The sequence below is a fragment of the Thermodesulfobacteriota bacterium genome (assembly GCA_036397855.1).
Classification (GTDB): Bacteria; Desulfobacterota_D; UBA1144; order Nemesobacterales; family CSP1-2; genus DASWID01.
In genome coordinates this window covers 23,182-41,349 of the sequence record DASWID010000163.1, presented here as the reverse complement: position 1 = coordinate 41,349, position 18,168 = coordinate 23,182, and the positions used below count along the sequence as shown (strand labels likewise).

At 42.5% G+C, this 18,168-nt stretch carries 18 protein-coding genes; 1 reads left to right on the top strand and 17 read right to left on the bottom strand.

All coding sequences use genetic code 11. From position 1 onward, the window contains the following. Positions 1 to 52: 52 nt before the first annotated feature. The 15 genes from VGA95_12900 to VGA95_12830 form a co-directional block, all read right to left on the bottom strand. Positions 53 to 511, bottom strand: coding sequence for a hypothetical protein (locus VGA95_12900; GenBank protein HEX9667437.1), 459 nt, complete (start codon positions 509 to 511; stop codon positions 53 to 55). 138 nt (positions 512 to 649) lie between these two features. After that, positions 650 to 1,036, bottom strand: a complete 387-nt coding sequence (locus VGA95_12895) for an OsmC family protein (protein ID HEX9667436.1) — start codon at positions 1,034 to 1,036, stop codon at positions 650 to 652. 2,445 nt (positions 1,037 to 3,481) lie between these two features. Continuing rightward, positions 3,482 to 4,678, bottom strand: coding sequence for an MSMEG_0565 family glycosyltransferase (locus VGA95_12890; protein ID HEX9667435.1), 1,197 nt, complete (start codon positions 4,676 to 4,678; stop codon positions 3,482 to 3,484). Next, positions 4,665 to 5,645, bottom strand: a complete 981-nt coding sequence (locus tag VGA95_12885; GenBank protein ID HEX9667434.1) for a DUF2877 domain-containing protein — start codon at positions 5,643 to 5,645, stop codon at positions 4,665 to 4,667. Before VGA95_12885 ends, VGA95_12890 begins: the two co-directional genes overlap by 14 nt. A 5-nt stretch (positions 5,646 to 5,650) precedes the next feature. Next, positions 5,651 to 5,911: a hypothetical protein gene (locus tag VGA95_12880; GenBank protein ID HEX9667433.1), complete on the bottom strand. Its 261-nt coding sequence runs from the start codon at positions 5,909 to 5,911 to the stop codon at positions 5,651 to 5,653. A gap of 16 nt (positions 5,912 to 5,927) precedes the next feature. Next, positions 5,928 to 7,304 carry an FAD-dependent oxidoreductase gene (locus tag VGA95_12875; protein ID HEX9667432.1) on the bottom strand — a complete coding sequence of 459 codons (1,377 nt, stop codon included), beginning with the start codon at positions 7,302 to 7,304 and terminating at the stop codon, positions 5,928 to 5,930. Positions 7,305 to 7,451: 147 nt separating this feature from the next. After that, positions 7,452 to 8,582, bottom strand: a complete 1,131-nt coding sequence (locus VGA95_12870; protein ID HEX9667431.1) for an MSMEG_0568 family radical SAM protein — start codon at positions 8,580 to 8,582, stop codon at positions 7,452 to 7,454. Positions 8,583 to 8,718: 136 nt separating this feature from the next. Further along, positions 8,719 to 9,210, bottom strand: a complete 492-nt coding sequence (locus VGA95_12865) for an MSMEG_0572/Sll0783 family nitrogen starvation response protein (GenBank protein HEX9667430.1) — start codon at positions 9,208 to 9,210, stop codon at positions 8,719 to 8,721. A gap of 137 nt (positions 9,211 to 9,347) precedes the next feature. After that, on the bottom strand, positions 9,348 to 10,187 hold the full coding sequence (locus VGA95_12860) for an amidohydrolase family protein (protein HEX9667429.1): 840 nt from the start codon (positions 10,185 to 10,187) through the stop codon (positions 9,348 to 9,350). Between the two features lie 297 nt (positions 10,188 to 10,484). Beyond that, a complete protein-coding gene (gene arcC / locus VGA95_12855; GenBank protein HEX9667428.1) occupies positions 10,485 to 11,423 on the bottom strand; it encodes a carbamate kinase in 939 nt (312 codons plus the stop codon). A gap of 26 nt (positions 11,424 to 11,449) precedes the next feature. Continuing rightward, entirely contained in the window at positions 11,450 to 13,000 is a 1,551-nt protein-coding gene (gene fdrA / locus VGA95_12850) for an acyl-CoA synthetase FdrA (protein ID HEX9667427.1), read from the bottom strand. A 116-nt stretch (positions 13,001 to 13,116) separates the two neighbouring features. Further along, positions 13,117 to 14,487 (bottom strand): DUF1116 domain-containing protein, encoded by a 1,371-nt coding sequence (locus VGA95_12845; protein HEX9667426.1) that lies wholly within the window; start codon positions 14,485 to 14,487, stop codon positions 13,117 to 13,119. 84 nt (positions 14,488 to 14,571) lie between these two features. Then, positions 14,572 to 15,159: a cupin domain-containing protein gene (locus VGA95_12840; GenBank protein HEX9667425.1), complete on the bottom strand. Its 588-nt coding sequence runs from the start codon at positions 15,157 to 15,159 to the stop codon at positions 14,572 to 14,574. Continuing rightward, a complete protein-coding gene (locus VGA95_12835; protein HEX9667424.1) occupies positions 15,149 to 16,138 on the bottom strand; it encodes a sll0787 family AIR synthase-like protein in 990 nt (329 codons plus the stop codon). Before VGA95_12835 ends, VGA95_12840 begins: the two co-directional genes overlap by 11 nt. A 175-nt stretch (positions 16,139 to 16,313) precedes the next feature. After that, complete coding sequence (locus VGA95_12830) at positions 16,314 to 16,763, bottom strand: MSMEG_0567/Sll0786 family nitrogen starvation N-acetyltransferase (GenBank protein HEX9667423.1); 450 nt, start codon at positions 16,761 to 16,763, stop codon at positions 16,314 to 16,316. A gap of 402 nt (positions 16,764 to 17,165) precedes the next feature. Here VGA95_12830 and VGA95_12825 point away from each other — a divergent pair, with 402 nt between their 5' ends. Beyond that, positions 17,166 to 17,366: a type II toxin-antitoxin system HicB family antitoxin gene (locus tag VGA95_12825; protein HEX9667422.1), complete on the top strand. Its 201-nt coding sequence runs from the start codon at positions 17,166 to 17,168 to the stop codon at positions 17,364 to 17,366. On the opposite strand, the gene VGA95_12820 is transcribed toward VGA95_12825, so the two are convergent. Both VGA95_12820 and VGA95_12815 read right to left on the bottom strand, forming a co-directional pair. Continuing rightward, positions 17,363 to 17,587, bottom strand: coding sequence for a type II toxin-antitoxin system HicA family toxin (locus tag VGA95_12820; protein HEX9667421.1), 225 nt, complete (start codon positions 17,585 to 17,587; stop codon positions 17,363 to 17,365). The two genes, VGA95_12825 and VGA95_12820, sit on opposite strands and share 4 nt — an antisense overlap. Before the next feature lie 70 nt (positions 17,588 to 17,657). Then, positions 17,658 to 17,912, bottom strand: coding sequence for a type II toxin-antitoxin system HicB family antitoxin (locus tag VGA95_12815; protein HEX9667420.1), 255 nt, complete (start codon positions 17,910 to 17,912; stop codon positions 17,658 to 17,660). Positions 17,913 to 18,168 lie beyond the last annotated feature (256 nt).

Genomic DNA, 18,168 nt, shown 5'->3' with positions numbered 1-18,168 from the left:
TGTTTTAATATAATTAAGAACGTGGTGTCTTGGTGCCGTAGTGGTTCTTACATCAATACATCTTCTTCAGAATGTTTATTAACTTCATGTCACCTTTTGCGGGGACCTGCCAATCGACGTGCTTCACCTTTACCCCCTGTGCTTCTAATGCGTCCTTGAAGGCTTCAAGTCCAATATTTATAGCTTGAATTTCATCATTAAGTATATTAGAAGAAGACGGCTTCCCAGCCCGTGGACCACCTGATGATATCATTTCTTCCATCCTGTCCAATGTTTCTTCTGCGATCTCTTCAGATTTGGCCTCGACAACGATTACTAGATCACTTCCACTAGCATCGTTTATTTCTGCGGTCATCAGACCGGCATCTTTGAGTGCAAATTTTGCCTTTTCGGTGGCCATTACTGCAACGGCCTTTTCTACGCCTTCTATATCCCTTAGATTTTTGGAAATTCGCATCAAACGCAGTGCATCTTGAAAATAGCCTTTTTTGATTTTGAACTTTATTGCCAAGATATTTCCCCTCCATTAAAAATGATGCATGATACACGATTCATGATCCATGATCCATGCTGTGTCCTGCGTCGTTCATCTTGTATTCTGTATCCTGCACTTAATTCTTGATTCCTGTCCATTAGCGTTGATTCGTGGCTAAACTACTACATACTCAATCGGGCATGATTTTGATACAGTATTGCTCACATAGCAATATTTTATTGCAATATCGATGATATCTTCTAAATCCTCTGATGGCAATGAACTCTCAACCTCTACTATAAGTCTTGAAAAAATGAAATTTCTTTTGTCCTTTTCGCCTATTACATTTACACGCATGTCTTCAATTTTCATTTGCTTTTTTTTAGCAACGTATACGAGAGAAAGGCAATAACAAGAAGCTAGAGAGCAGAGAAATAATTCAGTCGGCATCATTCCGGTGTCTTCACCATTGAACTCGGGAGCCTCATCAATAGGAACATTAAATTGCCTCGCCCTAACTTCAACCCGATAATTCTTCTTCCAAATAGCCTGAACTTCCATAAACCTTCACCTCTGAACACCTTATTATCCACGAATGAACACGAATATACCATTAATTGGGTGATATTCCCTTAATTCTAACCTAAATTATGGCTCGAGGAAAAATGGAACAGACACTAGTTTTGATTGGGGATGATATTCTCTCTTAGTGTAAGAAAGGCACAGCAGACGCTGTCTTTATAAATAATAGTTTCAGTCCCTATTTTGATCGAAGAATGAGAAAATGTAGCTCCCGGTTCCTGAACGGGCTTGATTTGGACTGATGATGGCATCAGTCCCTACATTTTATGGTCTCGTCGGTTGTGCTTAATGGTACTAACTGAGGTTAGGTTGTTATTCCTCCCCGCCTTCGACAGAGCTCAGGATGAACGGCTTAAAATAAGTTCATAATATTTAAATAACAATTTCCGATCACCCAGTCGAAGGGTGCTCTAACGGAAAAATAGGAGAGACACCAGCTTTCATTGGCGATGATAGTCTTTCCAACTCAATGTAAAATAGGTACAGCAGACGCTGTCTTTATAAATAACAGTTTCAGTCCCTATTTTACTAGGCCGAGTCACCCCGTTGTACGGGTAAAAAGGTTGTACATCCGTGTACAACCAAAATACATCCAAAGTTGTATAGACAAGCCGGTACCATTTTATCTATTATCTAACCATATGAGCATTTGGAACTTTTATAGCAAAGGTATTCATAGGGAAGATTACCCTGTATTGATACAGGCCATTGAGGATTATTCCATGCACACAGCGTTGCTTTGAAAAAACAATTAAAATCAGGAGGTAAATACCATGAAAAAGGTATTTCTTTTGTTGTTTGTATTGCTTAGTTTGGGGCTAATGGGTACAGAGTTGGACTCTTGTAAGGCTCCGGTGCCACAGACGGGTCAGACGACGTGCTGGGGATCCAGGGGGGAGATTCCCCCAATTGATGAGATACCCTGTACAGATGCCGGCGCTCAGGGCCAGGATGGTGAAGTGCGGGCAGGAGTGGCACCTCCGGACCCGCGGTTCACGGCCAATGTTGACATGAACAGCGATGGCGACTGCACCGACGCAGAGGAGTCCTGTGACGGTACGGTGACGGATAATCTGACAGGGCTTATTTGGCTGAAGGACGCGAACTGTTTTGGGTCAAGGCTTTGGGCCGACGCGTTGGCAGATGCGAATACTCTGAATAGCGGGGAATGTGGCCTTATGGATGGTTCCGCTGAAGGGGATTGGCATTTGCCGAATCGGAATCAGTTGACGAGCCTCCTTGATCTTGGAAACTTTAATCCAGCGTTGCCGACTGGCCACCCATTCTTGAACATTGTTACAGGCCGCTACTGGTCGTCTACTACGTACCCGAGCAGCCCGGACGCCGCGTGGTGCGTCGATTTCACCACTGGCGGCTTGATCATCACCAGTAAGGTCCCCAACCGCTTCGTGCTTCCAGTTCGTGGTGGCTCGTGATTGATTATGAGATCATTTGACAATTTGATCATTTGATTCGGGGGATGTGAGGTCGGGTTAGAGCCTAACTGATGAGGGCATCAGTCCCTCATGGTCTCGTCGGACGTGCTCAATGGCACAGACAAGTCTGTGCCTACAAATAAAAAGTTTGTAGGCACGAATTTATTCGTGCAATTTAATTTATGACGGTTTGAAGTATAATCTCCGGTGAAGGAAAATGGCTCAGATTCGGTGCCACGACGAACCCGGTAGTAAGGATTGAAGTGTTCAAAAACCGGTTCACACTAAGCCGTGAGTCTAATCGAAGGTTGGGAGTGCGGAAAGATACAAGGCTTAACATCCTCGACAGAGCTCAGGATGAACGGGTAGGTTATCCGGTGAATTGGTTGAAGAAAACTAGGTGAAAAATAGGGTGAAATCTTGACATGAAACTAGACTCGTTTTAACATTAGATTGATCAAAGATTTGCAGTATAACTTGCCATATAGGAAATTATGCTGCATTTTCGCAGGCTATTTAGTAGTCATACCGCATGTCAAGTAGTGCTTGGGGATAGCCGAGAAATTGGCGAGCGTGACGCCAATCGATCTCATCTGCTAACCCCTACAACCGAAGACGGGTTTTCGGCGCTACAGTCGGGCGCAAGTCATTTTCAACCAAGGAGAAACAGATATGGGTGATAAGGGAAAAAAAGATAAAGGCAAAAGGGAACAACAGAAAAAGGCCCAGCTTAATCCAAAGGAAAAACGAAAACTGAAAAAGGAAAAGAAGAATAAATAAATGCCCAGTGCTGTCCGGTGACCTTAAATCAACAAAGGAAGTTGTGTGCCAGTCACTAGAAAAGACAATTCAAACGGTCACAAATGGTGGCATAACCAGTTGTTGCACCCGACCGGGATTGGCGGTCGGGATTTAGACCTGAAATCAACGTCGCTGGCCGCCATTCCCTGCGGGTGATTTCGGTAGTTATGCATACAAGTGAAGAAATTTACAATGTGTTTTTTTTAACTGGTATAACACCTTCTAGAATTCTATTATAAAACTCCGAATGCATTAACGCTGTACTCCGCCAGCTGTAGGATTTGGCAGTCCTCAGTCCATTTGTTGCTAGTTTTTCTCGAAGATCTTCGTCTTCCAAAACACTTATTATTTCTTGAGCCAGGGCCTCATGGTCCATGGGAGGAATAAGGATTGCGTTTTCACTATCTTTTAGATACTCGGTCAGCGGTGCAATATTGGAAGCGATGACTGGAACTCCTGAAGCCATGGCCTCAAGCACGACAAGTCCCCAACCTTCTTTCAGGGATGGAAATACAAAAATATCTCCCGCGCCGTAAAGGTCTGGCATATTCACTTCCGGTATATTCCCAAGAACCCTTATGTCTTGATCCATTTTGAGTCCTAGCCTCTCGACTTGAGAAAAGAATTCCTCGCGATATGCCCTGTAATCGAAGAGGGTTTCTCCGCCTCCAATTAACCATATCAAACGCTCACCCTTTTTCATAAAATGGGATTTTGCAATGTTAAACGCCCTGAGCGTAGTTAAGGTATTCTTTCGCGGTTCAATTCCACCTATACTCAAAATTACCCTGTAACCATTAACCGAAAACTTACCTTTTGCCGATTCTTTTGAATATTTGTCTCCTTTAAGTTGTGAAAACCTGCCCACATCCACGCCATTTTGAGTAAGTATAGGGTTTAAGGAATAAAGTGAACGGAGTTCCTTTTCCCAATATCTGCTAACAACCATCACATGATCGGGTTCCAATATACTGTTCGACTGGCACTCAATTAGGGAATGAGAAGTGAAATCATCTAGGTGATGGACCGTTCTTACGAACGACTTGATAACTCCATTATTACGCAATTCCAATAGTGCATTTGCTGAGATACAATCCTCTGCGTGGTAGATGTCGTAAAGTTCATTTATGGACGAGAGATATTCGTAATATATTCGGATATAGCTTTCTATCTTTTCATCAATGCTTGGATAGTTGACCACCGGGCAAGGTATAAGGGTATGGGGAAAGTCTACATTTCTGTAAAAGCCATTCCCGGTGGATAGGGTATAAACATGAACGTCATGTTTTAGACTTGTCAATTCCTCCGCCAATCTTAGAGTATGTACGACGCCTCCTCTTGGCTTGGTTGAATATGTAAATAGGGCGATCTTAAGCGGTTTCATCAAAGCTTTCTATACCTTCTAATCGCGAAATCAAATAACGAATTCCATAGTAAACTCCAATTGCGATATCGGCGCCCGTTGTTTCTCCGATCTTTAGCACCATCCGAGTACACTTTGCAACTTGATTTGCATCCTTTGTTAGCAGACTGAGCATTAAGTCCACAGCTGCATTAGGCCCTTCACCATAACAAGCACCTTCTAAATTATTTAGGCTGTATATAGTTGTTTTTGATTTTGCGGACCTGTAGATTTGGTTAGAAATCATCTTATAAAACTCCGTTTCCTGCTTAATATCTTTTAAGATAACTTTGCCCGCGAAGTTTAAACTCATTAGCAAACCTGCTAAAAAGTCATCACATGAAGGTGTTAGTCCCGGGCCTAATCCTAGAAGCAACTGGGCATTCGATAATACCATCTCGGAATCGCCCCAGTGGAGGCCCCACATTAGCCTTTCGATATAAGGCCTTGCTCTTTCTGAAAGGTTGATCTCTTGAGGTTTTAGAAAAAGGTTGAGCGGGCCCGTGGTTTCCACCTTTTCCAATACATCGACCAGACCGTCCCTGCTCCTGCATTTATATATTTCATCTCGAGCTACCCTGAGATTCAAACTTATCATAGCTAAACTTCCTAATGATTCCTTTTTTGGGACCGGGGGTTTTGAATATGTGGAGGACCCATCAAGTTTTATAGCTGCTAGCTTGTCTCCGATCACAATATGACGATCGTCTGCGCTAACTTGCATACCTTCTTTAATATTCAATAGTTTAAAACTCTTCATTCTTGTATTCTTTATCAGAACAGAGGTTGAACTCATGTACGATATAGTCGTTATGACATTAATCAATTTGTTTTCATTAACTTCTATATAAAAGGCGTGATCGAATACGCTATGTATCTTAGATTTTGTTCGGGAATTCTGTAGGGCCTTCTTGGCCTTATAACCTACGGATTCTGCAATTAATGGCATCGGAATTAAGTAAAACTCTTCCAGTGTGGGCGTTTTCCACCCGGGTATGCAGTAAGAAGGATAATCTTTTTACGTATGCTCCAGGGAATAGAAGTATAAAGTGGAACGAATACCTTCCTCCAAAAAAAGGGACCAGGCCCTTCATCGCGGTAAGGCTTTGCGCAAAGATCGGGATAGCGGGCTATTAGATCATCAGCCGCAGCCTCCAGCAGGTACTTTTCAGCATTTTTTCTTAACCATTGACTGAAAGATTTGTTGTCTGCCAATTTTGCTACCTCTATTCTATTTGCCGGCAAATTCTGGAGCTTCGTATCTTCTCTTTGCCAACTCTGCTAATCCAGCCTGAGCCGCCAGTGCAATCGGCTCCATCAGTGCCCCGATTGGGGGTGAATAAACATTTTCCATCCAGGCATAGTCATGCAGTGTGGCTCCACGTTTGATCGTAAATGCAAGGAAGTCTGCTCTTTCCTTGATTCCCTCACCGCCCGACATCTGCGCACCCATGACTCGAAGTGTTTTCGGATCAGCAATGAGCTTAACACGTATTCTGCTAACTCCTGGATAGTATCTGGCTCTGGATATTCCTTGAGCAAAGGCAACGAAGTGCGGAATTCCTAAAGCCTTATGAAGCGTTTCGCCAAGGGAAACACCCCCTAACTGGACGTGGCCCCCTACCATGCCCCAGGGTATGTAGACAGGATCATAAGCTCGGTCATCGCCCGCGGCGTTAGCGCCCGCAACCCTTCCCTGGGAATAGGCGTGGCTCCCGGAAAGGCCTTGTATTGGTAAATCAGTTACGCCATGAACAACTTCTATGCAGTCTCCTGCTGCATAAACATCTTTGACGGATGTGCGCATATGATCATCTACGAGTATTCCCCCGGTTGCTCCTATGTCTAAACCTGCAGCCTTAGCGAGTTTGTTGTTTGGCACTTTATGAGTGGCAACGATTACTACATCACAGTCGATCTCACCATTATTTGTAACTACCGAGGCCACCTTTCCATTAGAGCCTTTAAACTCTAAGACCTTAGTGCCAAAATGGATTTTTGCACCGAGTTCCTCAAGAGACTGCTGCACTGGTTCGACTATATCGGGATCAGCTACATCAGACATTATCCATGCCCCCTCGTCCACAAGGTGGGTCTCAAGACCCCTTTGGGCAAGGGCGCCAGTCATTTCAATACCTAGAGGAGTTGCAGACATGACTACAGCCTTCTTTATCTGATCAAGAATCTTGTCAAATTCCATTGCGCGACGAATGTTCTTAACGTAGTGAAGACCTTCGAGTTCTACACCCGGAATATCCGGCTTTTCATATTCAAAACCAGTTGCGAGAATCAGCCGATCCCACTCGAAGACATCTGAGCCAACATTAACGGTCTTATTTTTTACATCTAGTCCAGTAACAGTCGTTTGGAGCCTTAGATCTATTCCTATCCCAGCATAGTGCTCTGAGGTCTGGAGAAAGAGATTCTTGAAATCTGGAATTTCCTTTCCATGTACGAATGGGATACCGCAAGGACTGTAAGCTACATCTTCATATTCTGTGAAAAGAGTAACTTTGGAATCCGGCGCGATAACCTTGGAAGTCGAGGCGGAGGAAATCCCAGCAGCGCCTCCTCCGACAACAATGATACGTAGATTGTTTTGAGCCATGATATTTTTACCTCACTGAAATCGCAGATCCAAATATAATTTATTAACCAGGTAAAAGTTTAACAGGAAACTTGGAAACGCATATATGCGTTCCTCACTTTCTTCGAATCCTGTTTATTAATCAGCAGATTAAATCTTCAGGACACTTCAGCTAACCTTATTCTTTTTCATAAATCCTTTGAATTTGACTTCACTTTCCTTAAACATCTTTTCAAAGTCAGGAAGGGCTGAACACTCGCCACAGCTCACACAACCCGCACTGCTGCTCTTTGATCCCCCATCGTATTTTGCAAGAACCGTTGCGACTTCTGTATAAACGTAGTTCATAATTTCTGGCTCTGGGGGTTTTACATTTTCCATCGGTGTTCCAGCAATGGGTCGGAATGGTACTATAAAGGGATACACTCCTAATTCAGCGCATAATGATGCTCCTTCTATTATCGTTTCTAGTCTCTCTCCGAGCCCTACTAATACATATGTACTTACCTGCCACCTTCCGAATACATTCACCCCTTCCCTCCACGTCTCCAAATACTTATCGAATCCAATTCTCGCTTTACCAGGGGTAATTTTTTCAAATACATCGGGGTCAAACGTCTCTATATGAACCCCCAGGGCATCAACTCCTGCATTCTTTAGTCTTTTAAGCCAGGTTAGATCCTCAGGGGGTATAATTTGAAGCTGTATTGGAAGACCCGTGAATCTCTTCACTTCTGAACATATTTCGGCATACTTTCGTAATGCCTTTTCCTCATCTGGAGCAACTCCCGAGGTAAAAACAATATTCGAAATTCCATCGAGTTCCTTAGCAAGCAAAATAGTCTCAACAAGGCTTTTTGAATTTTTAAAACCAACAGTGCTCCTATCCTTAAGTGTAAGCTCGATACCGCAGAACTTACACCTCCGTTCATCTACCCAGAAATCGCAGGTCTGAAGAAGGGTAGTCGCAAATGTTGTCGGACAGTGAAGCAGCCCAATTTTCTGCATCGGAATTCCATTTGATGTTTTGTGCTCATAAAAATTAGCGTCCTTCATCAGCTCTACCTGAGCTAGAGCTACATCGTCTCGAAACACCCAGTATTCCCCATTAATTTGGTCGAGATAGTAGGGCGAGGAATCCAGGAAACCCCCAACCACGGGAATGTTAGCTTCACTGTCGGGAAGAATCTTTAGATGTATCCCGCCCGTAGGTCCCGCTCCACCCCTCCTTATATCTCTGGTATCAGGGATTCTCACGCCGTAACTCTGCAACTCCACTTTCAGGGATCTTGGATCCATTTATCACCCCCAGATAAGTTTAGCAATACTACCCAGTCAACCACTCTACGGCTTTAGCTTGCAGACCAAAGAATGATCGTTTTATAGTATCTCTGAAAAATAAATATTAAAAAAGATAACTGCTAATAAATTGTTCTCAAACAGTCCAAGTGCTGAATAACATTGCCCCAGCCCTATGGTGTTCGATTACAATGTCCAGGATGTCAGTTGGATGTATCCCCCTTACACCCTCCAGAAAGTCATCTTCTCTGAGACCGCAAAGCGAAGCAGCTGAAAAGCGACAAGCGTAGACCGTTATTCCTTCCTTAATCAATCGTGCAACAAGGTTTGGATATAACTGTATCCCAGCACCATAAGCGTCGTCTCCAACATTGGGCCAGCCCCTATATACTGGTATGCCGGAAGCCGGGCCGTAAAAGAGTACGCTCACATCATAACCCTTCTTTTTAGCTCTTATGGCCGTAAGCATATTTATACCAGCCACAGAACCTTCATAGGGCACCGAGTGGATAAGGAATAACGCCTTTTCCCCTGGTTTTGCTTTATGATCGGGGAATACCTTCTCCTCATAATCTACCAACGCCTTTCCTACTGTTGGTTTCTCTCCTTTTACTCGATCGACTGCCATTTTTACTACCTCCTTAATTTATTTAATTTTCTTCTATCAGCCACAAAGACACTAAGACACAAAGTTATAATTAGGATTTTTTCATTCAACTTCTGGATTACTCCTTTGTGCCTTTGTGATTTTGTGGCAACGGTTTTTTATTTAGAATAAAGTTTCTGGGCATTTTCCCAAAAAATCTTATTTTTTAATTCCTCAGAAATATCTGCGCCTTCGATCTTCCAGAACTCCGAAGGAAAGTCACTCCATGGAGTGTCGGATGCAAAAAGGACGTTATCGGAGCCAACACCAGTTCGTTCAATCTCACTGAGTAACCAACGCGATCCAAAGCCAACTGCCCATGTTGTATCCGTATAAACCTTAAAACCTTCTTTCACCAAATTAATAAACTTTGGTACCAGCTTTATATGTCCACTAACAAATCCACCCATATGTACCAGATGTATCTTGATTCTTTTCCCATACTTTTTGACTAACTCGAGTGCATTTGAAATGTCTGAACCTCCACCAGGGCTCGTATGAATATGTAAAGCAAGGTCATTTTGCTCAGCAGCATTAATTATGCTTTCCCATAATGCTCGCGCTTCATCATCCCATTCACCAGGATTGTATGTACCCCCAAGAAGGCATGTAGACTTTAGAGCAACTATCCCTTCTTCCTTAACATGTTTTAATGCTTCCGCTGTACGTTCTTTGTCTTTTGTAAGACCGGAAACCCAGATTGCTCCAACCAGTCGGTCTGCATGATGGACACCATCAAGCACAATTGGATTCAAAGTAAATGGCTGACCTGAGTCAGGCACTCCGTAATTAGAAATCACCATCGCGCGATCAACACCATACTCGTCCATATGTTTTAGATATTCTTTATAAGTGGGATACTCGATCACGGTGGGTTTTACTGGTTCTGTTAAATCATAGTATTTATACGCCGCTAGCTCTCCTATGTGTGAATGAGCATCAAAAACCTTTCTGTTCACTTTCAATTACATCACCTCCTATGTTCTCGCTTCAATAAATTTAATGTTTAATCGGTTAACTCACACCCCTTATTATCCCATCATATTACAAAAGTTCAATAAAAGCAATATCTCAACTTCCTACGTATAAAAGCCTTGGTGCTTAGATGTCATATATAGCAAATCGTTTCATAAATACCAAAATCGCAAATTCTAATAACTCTTTATGGAGTACGGAATTTATTTCAAAAAAAACGATTTTAAAGTATTTCTATAAATTAATCCCCTACAAGTTACTACTGGTCTACTGATATTATTTCATTGCGTTATCACCGTTCCGCCTTTGCCTTTTATCGCATCTTCCAAACCCTCTATAGAGGTGATAATCGTCCTCCGTCCGCCTGAGCTGATAAATTTCATAGCGGCCTCGACTTTAGGCCCCATGCTCCCGGGTGGGAAATGTCCTTCATCGTAGTAACCCCTCGCTTCTTCGAGCGATAATCTTCCAAGGTCTTTCTGTTTTGATGTTCCGTAGAATATTGATACCTTGTCGACGGGCGTTATTAAGATCAGTGAATCCGCACCTATGAGACTCGCGATCCTTTCAGCTGCATAATCTTTGTCAATCACAGCGGCAACGCCCTTTAGTTTCCCTTTTTTGTCTCTAAGCACTGGTATTCCTCCACCCCCACATGCTACTACGACTAAATCTCTGTTTGCCATGTCCGAGATTTCGTCTTTTTCTACTATATCTATTGGTCTTGGAGATGGAACAATACGTCTATAACCCCTTCCTGAATCCTCTTTTATGTTCCAGCCCTTCTCCTTTTCGAGTCTTTCAGTTTCCTCTTTACTGAAAAAAGGCCCGATGAACTTTGTTGGATTTTTAAACGCGGGATCGTTTTCTGAAACAACCACTTGCGTAACTAAAACTACAACGGATTTTTTGATCTTTTTTTCCTCGAAAATGTTTCTCAACCTCTGTTCTATCATATATCCTATCTGTCCCTGTGTCATTGCGTTACAAACGTCAAGTGGCATTGGTGGTAAAGAATCTATAAGACACTCCTGCTGCATCAGAATATTTCCCACCTGCGGACCGTTACCGTGGGTGATTACAATCCTATATCCCAATTCAAACAGGCTGAGTAGTTTTCTACATATTGTATCTGTTCTCCTCATCTGATCTGTATAATTGCTTTTACCCTCGTGACCCATGAGGGCGTTTCCACCAAAAGCTACTACAGCTACCTTCATTACATTCCCTCCGCTTATTTAGTTAGCTAAGTCTTCACACCTTTTGCTATTAATCCTGCCACTCTAGAGGCTAAAGCGTTTGTGGGAAGAACAATGACTCCAGCTTTTTCCAACTTTTTCTCCTGCGATTTTAGATCCTGAGGGTCTCGCTCAGTACCACAAACATGCGCCACAAAAGTGATAGAACGACCGTTAGTTTTCGCTATTTTTTTTGATTCATTTATAGCGGGAATTAGATCACCTGCAGGATCAGGGCTTGCGACGTATCCAAGTACCACGTCGAATAGAATCACGGCAACATCAGGATTGGATGCCTCTTGTAATAGCCGTTCACTTCGCTGTGTCGCATCAATCATCGGATGAGGGCGTCCCTTAGTAAATTCTTCCTCACCCAGATCAATACATGTATGCCGCTTGCTTACATTTGAATTTTTTAATTTGTTTTGCTTATAGAGTGGGGTATTGGAATATATTTTGCCGAGCATTGGTGTCAGGATTTGCTGGGCTTCATAACAAAGGGTTCCGCCAGAGAATAAGCCGCGAAGATAAAGCTGATCGGTATTTAAAAGGCTTTGACACTTCTGAGCGGCTTTTTTCCACTTGTTATCAGAAAGAACCTTGGGAGCGCGATTATTTGCTCCCACCAGCTTAATTGCTTTAAGCGCGGCTTGGTCCAAATTTGTGGCAAATTGCATTTTTGAATCTTTCGTTTTGATGTTTTCCATTCCGAGGAAACATATAACAGCTGGTAGGTCACCTTTACGAATTAAATTTATGACCCTTCTTGCTACCTTATCTGAAGGTGGCTTCGAAACCAGAAGAAGGGCTTTTGTTCCTTCATCGCCCAGAAGCATTCTTATTGCCTCTATCGTCATTATTCCGCCTACCTTGTCAGACAAGTCTCTGCCACCGACTCCGATCGCGTGTGAAATTCCTGATCCCCAATTGTTTATAAGGCTAGTAACTTCTTGCATTCCAGTGCCCGCTGCTGCTATAATCCCTATTGGACCTCGATTTACGACATTTGAAAATCCAAGTCCTACTCCATTTATGATTGCTGTTCCGCAACCAGGACCCATCATTAGTAAACCCTTCTCTTTTGCCCTAAGCTTGAGCTCAATCTCTTCATCGATTGATACGTTATCGCTAAACAGAAAGACATGGATACCCCTGTCAACAGCCTTCGCAACCTCCAACTTTGCATATTCTCCGGGAACGGAAATAACTACAATATTCGCCTGGGGCAAATTATTTAGAGCTGAATCAAGATCCTTATATTCAATTTTTGAAGTAACGTCAGCTGGATGAGGGGCAAGAAGAGAGTCCAACATCTTTAGAGCTTCATCTGCTGCTTTTCCAGACTCTGCTTCGATTGCCACTATAAGATCGTTAGGACTGGCTGAATCGGTTCCTTTCTTGAGTAATCCCGTCTCTTTCAGCATGGCTAGATTAGCTTCGGTTGCCATGATTGCTGCCGCCTTTTTAATTCCGCTAAGACTGCTTAGCTTTTGGCTAATCTGCATAAGCTTCATTGAATCCTGATAGAAGTTTTTCTTAACTGTGCTGACTACAGCCATAGTTTTCTCTTAACGATTCAAGATCCACGATGCACGATGCACGATACATGATCCAGGATTAACCTATATTTTCTTTTATTATCTTGCATCTTGCATCCTGCATCTTGCATCCTGCATCATGTGTATTTCCTGCCAAAAGCCTTGAGTGCCTTCGAAAAACATTCATATGGGGCCTTTACGATTCCCGCACCTATCTGACCGGCTCCCGAGCTTTTATGTAGTACGGCGCTATTAATACTTGGGCTAATTCCAATTTCAACGACCTTTCGTAAATCGATACCTGTGGGAGTTCCCTCGAAGTCCAATACCGGGATTCCGAACTTCTGATTCTTTACAAGAGTGATTCGACCCATCTCCTTTGTAATTCTTATAGACTCTTGAAAGCCTCCTCCGGCAAATGATGCCATTGCAGGCGCGGCTGCAATGGCGAACCCTCCAAGTCCCATTGTTTCTATGATTGAGCTGTCCCCTATATCTGGGGCTCCGTCATTGAAGTTGTATCCAGGGTTATATAGAGCATCCTTGAGATAAGGAGCAGGTGCTGTGCACCATTCATTCCCAAGTCCGCTTATTCGAATACCAAAATCAGTCCCATTTCGAGACATTGCGGTGACAACAGTTGATTCTCTTATACCCCGTGCCGCATCCATCGAGAGTTTACAGGCAGCCATGGTAATGTTTAGAAAGAAATGGCTATTTCCGGCAATAAAGTTATAGACCTGCAACAAAACTCTTTTTGAAAGATCGATCGAAACGAGTGGTTCGAGAATTCTTTTAAGAAAAAGATTTGATGATGCCGCGTGACGATTATGGCACTCATCTCCCATCTGAATTCCCTGGGCCAGGATGCTCCAGATGGGGATGCCTTGTGCTTTTTTGATAACCTTCTTCATTACAGGACCAAAAATGTCCCGAATCCACTTGAGACGATCAAGGGTCTCTTTTTCGAAAGACCCAAACCATAGGACTTTGCCTGCGCCTTCATTAAATGTGGAAAAAACTGTTTTTCCGAAGGTTGAGTCTTTTGTAACAATGACAGGCATTGAGGGCGAGATAATTCCCGTCATCGCTCCCGCTGCGTCATGGTGATGGTTTGGCGAGAGCTTTACTTTTTTTCTTTTTAGTAGTTGAATTGCGGCCTCGTCATTTTCTGCAAGGCCCTCGAACACTAAAGCTCCTCTAACTGCCCTCTTCATCGGATCGCACATTCTTTCCCATTCAATCGGAGGACCTGCATGGAGTATTGTATCGTGGGTCATACCGGGTATTACATTAAGTGCTGTATCAACATCAATGAAAACAGGTTCAACGGATAAGATTCTGTCTATCGCAAGTGTGTTGGCTTCATTAATTCGCTCACCGAGATACTTTAATGCCCCGGTCTCTGTTTTTTTCTGGTCTTTTATTTTAGCAACCATTGTATTAACAGAAGATGCATGATTCACGATGCACGATGCATGATGCATGATAAATAAAAACTGATTCATGATGCACGATACAAGATGCATGATTCACGGTTCAGGATTAATCTTTTTTCTTTTCATCCTGCATCCTGTTTCCTGTATCCTGAATCATGAAGGTTCAACGGCTAGCACCCATATTAATTCTGCTTGAGCGTCGGCAGTATTTTTCCAACTATGATTGATATCAGTCCTGAAGTGAATACTGTCGCCGGGTCCTAGGGTATATGTTTGATCACCTATTCGAAGTTCCATTTTCCCTTTAAGGCAATATACCAACTCTTCTCCTCTATGTTTCATTGGATTTCTACCGCTTGCGGCCCCTACGTCAACCACTGCATAGGCGGCTGTCATCATGAAGTCTCCGTATTTCTTTGCAGAAATACCATGAAGCTTTAATCCCTTCTTAAATGTGAAAATACTTTCACGTCGTTGAACTTGTACAAAAAAGACATCCCTTTTTCCCCGTCTTTCTTCAATGAAATAGCTTACCTCTTTTCCCAATGCATCAGAGATCTTCATCATGGTCGTTATGGTTGGGATTATTCCATTAGACTCTATCTTGTGGATAGCTGCTGCGGAGATTCCGGATTTTACCGACAAGTCTTTAAGGGACAGACCCTTCTCTAATCGGATTCGCTTAATTTTCTCACCTAGTTTTGAAACTATAGTCTCTATCTGATTCTGTTCATTCGCCATTTTTCACCTTTTTTAATCTACCTTTTCCAATACCAATTAAAGGCTGAACTTCAATATCCCAAAATAGTCTTTTTTCAACCCCATTTTTTACGAATAAGACATTACTGCCGCCGATAATCTTACCGATCACTCGACACGTGAGCTTAATAGAATTGAATATCTTCTTAACTTCTGTGGTGTATTGTGGTCTTATCGATAAAATGAATCCGTAACTCGGGAAGGTAATCAACCACTCCCTTAATGGAATATCATAAGGCTTTGGAATCTTTTCTATGTGTATCTCTGCACCTTTTCCCGAAGACTCCAAAAGCATCAGGACTGATCCAATTAAACCTGCCATGCTAACGTCCTTCGCGCTGTCAACCTTTCCTTCCTCTGCAAGTCGCGGAAACACTTCCAATTGTCTCAGAGCGTCTTCACTACTCAATTGACTGGAGGAATCCCAAAAATTAAATCCTGAATAGAATTTCCCCTCTAAGTTACAAACGAAAACCAAGTCATCGCCTGTTTTGGCATTAAAACTGGAGAGTATCCTTGTAGCCCTACCTATTATAAAGACTGAGAGCGAAGAAAAATTGGTTTTCCGAGTTAAATGACCACCTACCAAAGGAACTTTATATCGTGATGCATTATCCTTTATTCCACGAAGCACCTCATTTACTTCATCGTAGTTGGGTGAAAATAGTACATCCAGGATCGCGATCGGTCTTCCACCCATAGCGTAAATATCACTCACATTTGTAAGGACAGAGGTGCGCCCTGCCAGGTAGGGATTTGATTTCAGAAGTTCGGGGTAAACTCCTTCAGCAGCGACCAACAAATAACCATCTTGCGTCTCTATAGCCGCTGCATCGTCACCAAGAATCACATTTCTACCATCGACTTCGCAAACACCCGGTATGATATCCCAGAGGTTTCTTAAATTTACTTTATCGGTTAAACGAGGGGAGCTGCGTAATGCACTTATTAGCTCATCCATAGTGAATTCCTATTCTTTTTTAATAACACGGCCTTGTCAAAATTTGCGGATGCACGATTCATGATGCACGATACACGATCCACGATGCATGATGTATGATTCACCATTCAGGACACACGTTCTTTTTTTCATACTTGCATCCTGCATCCTGCATCTTGCATCCTGCATCGTGATATTAATACGAATCCAAATTTGCTTCCATGAGTTGGTGCGGAATACCGTGATAGATAATCGGCTCCCCTATCTTTTCCCAATCAAGTCTCTGGAAGAATCTAACATTATTGGGCTGTATGTACGCCAGGAATTTTTTGCATCCCTTTGATTTGGCAGTATTCACAGCGAATCTCACAAGACGTGATCCAACTCTGCCATTACGGTAATCGGGTAAAGCTCCAAGTCTGCCGCCAAACCATGTGTTTCCATCCTTACTGTAGCATCTGACAACGCCTACTACGTTACTGCTTGAGCTTTCGACTGCGATTATGTGAATTGAATTCCGATCATATTCGTCGACATCTGTTTCGGGAAATATCCTTTGCTCCCTGACAAACACTTCATTGCGAATACGAAAATATTCTTTCAGTTCATCCTCAGATTCAGCGATTTTAATGATATATTTCGACATTCATTCCCCAATTCGACGTCAACTATATTCCACATTTTATTAACTTTAGGAAATAAAGTCAAATAGGTTTTCTTGGAGAACGGTACAGAATTATTCACTTTGACTAATGGTTGCTTAGCACGAAGAACACTATCTTAAATTAGAAACGACCGTGCACCCTGAGCAATGTCGAAGGGTGTTATCCCTCCTTCGACTGGGCTCTGACCAATGTGTACTATAAGTTGAATCGAAAACCTCGATAGCTTCTAAGCATGGGTACTCTGATAGATTTGGATATACCGTTATCGATAGCCCGCTGGACATCGAAAGTCGGAACTCAGTACGGTTGGACACACTACTATAAAACTTAAATCACATTTCAATTATTGGAACTTTCTCAAATAGTGCTAGAATCGTATTTTGGTGGAAAGTCTCAGGACTAAACAATTCAAAGTCATAGTTGAGAAACATCCGGATGGTTTTGTAGCATATCCGCCTGGTCTGAAAGGAATTGTAGTTGGCGAAGGTGATACCTATGATGAGGCCCTAGCCGATATGAAGTCAGCCATTCGCTTCCATATTGAAACTTTTGGAGAAGATATTTATCAAGAGGAATCACCTTAAAGCTTATTCCAATTCTCCACAGTAATTCCCAGCTCCTTGATAATTTCTCTGACGGTCCCTTTGGGAATATCCCTGCCTTTGTGATAAGGGACTGGAATTTTATATTTAGTTATTGGATGCCTCATAAACAAGTGTCTGCCTCCAGGAAAGGGACCTTCGTAACCCAAAGCCCTTAACTTTCTTATCATTTCGTTTGGCTTTTCAGGTTTGAGTTTAACCATGCAAACATGGAAATAGGCGATAAGCTCATCGTTGTCAAGGAGGAACTTAGAATAGATAAGCAGAAAGGAACTAAATTACTACACAACGATCAATTTCAGGAATTTCGTCGCCGAATTCCTTAGCGGTATTTATCCATCCTCTAACTGCATCTTCTGCCATTTCCTTTGCTTCCTCCTTTGTTTCTCCAAACGTGATAATACCGGGCAAGACGGAGATTTTAACTGTCCACGTTCCATCGTCGTTTAAGATGTATTCAGCGTGTTTTAAGGCTAGAGCTACATACTTGTCAACACTTACCCTTGATATAGGTATGGCTGAACTCATATCAGGACTCCTAACACTAAATATTATTAATTATATCACGTTAAGTTTTCAAATTCTCTAATCACTTATAAGCACTCGGATAATAATTGACAAAATATGTAAAGGGAATAAAGATTTGGATACTATGGAAACAGGGATAAGACGAAGCGAAACCCCCGAAGAAAAAGAGCTGAACAAAAAGAAAGCTGAACTTAAAACACTTGAAGGGGAGTTAGCTCAACGTGAGTTAGATTTAGCAACACTTAAAGCTGAGTTA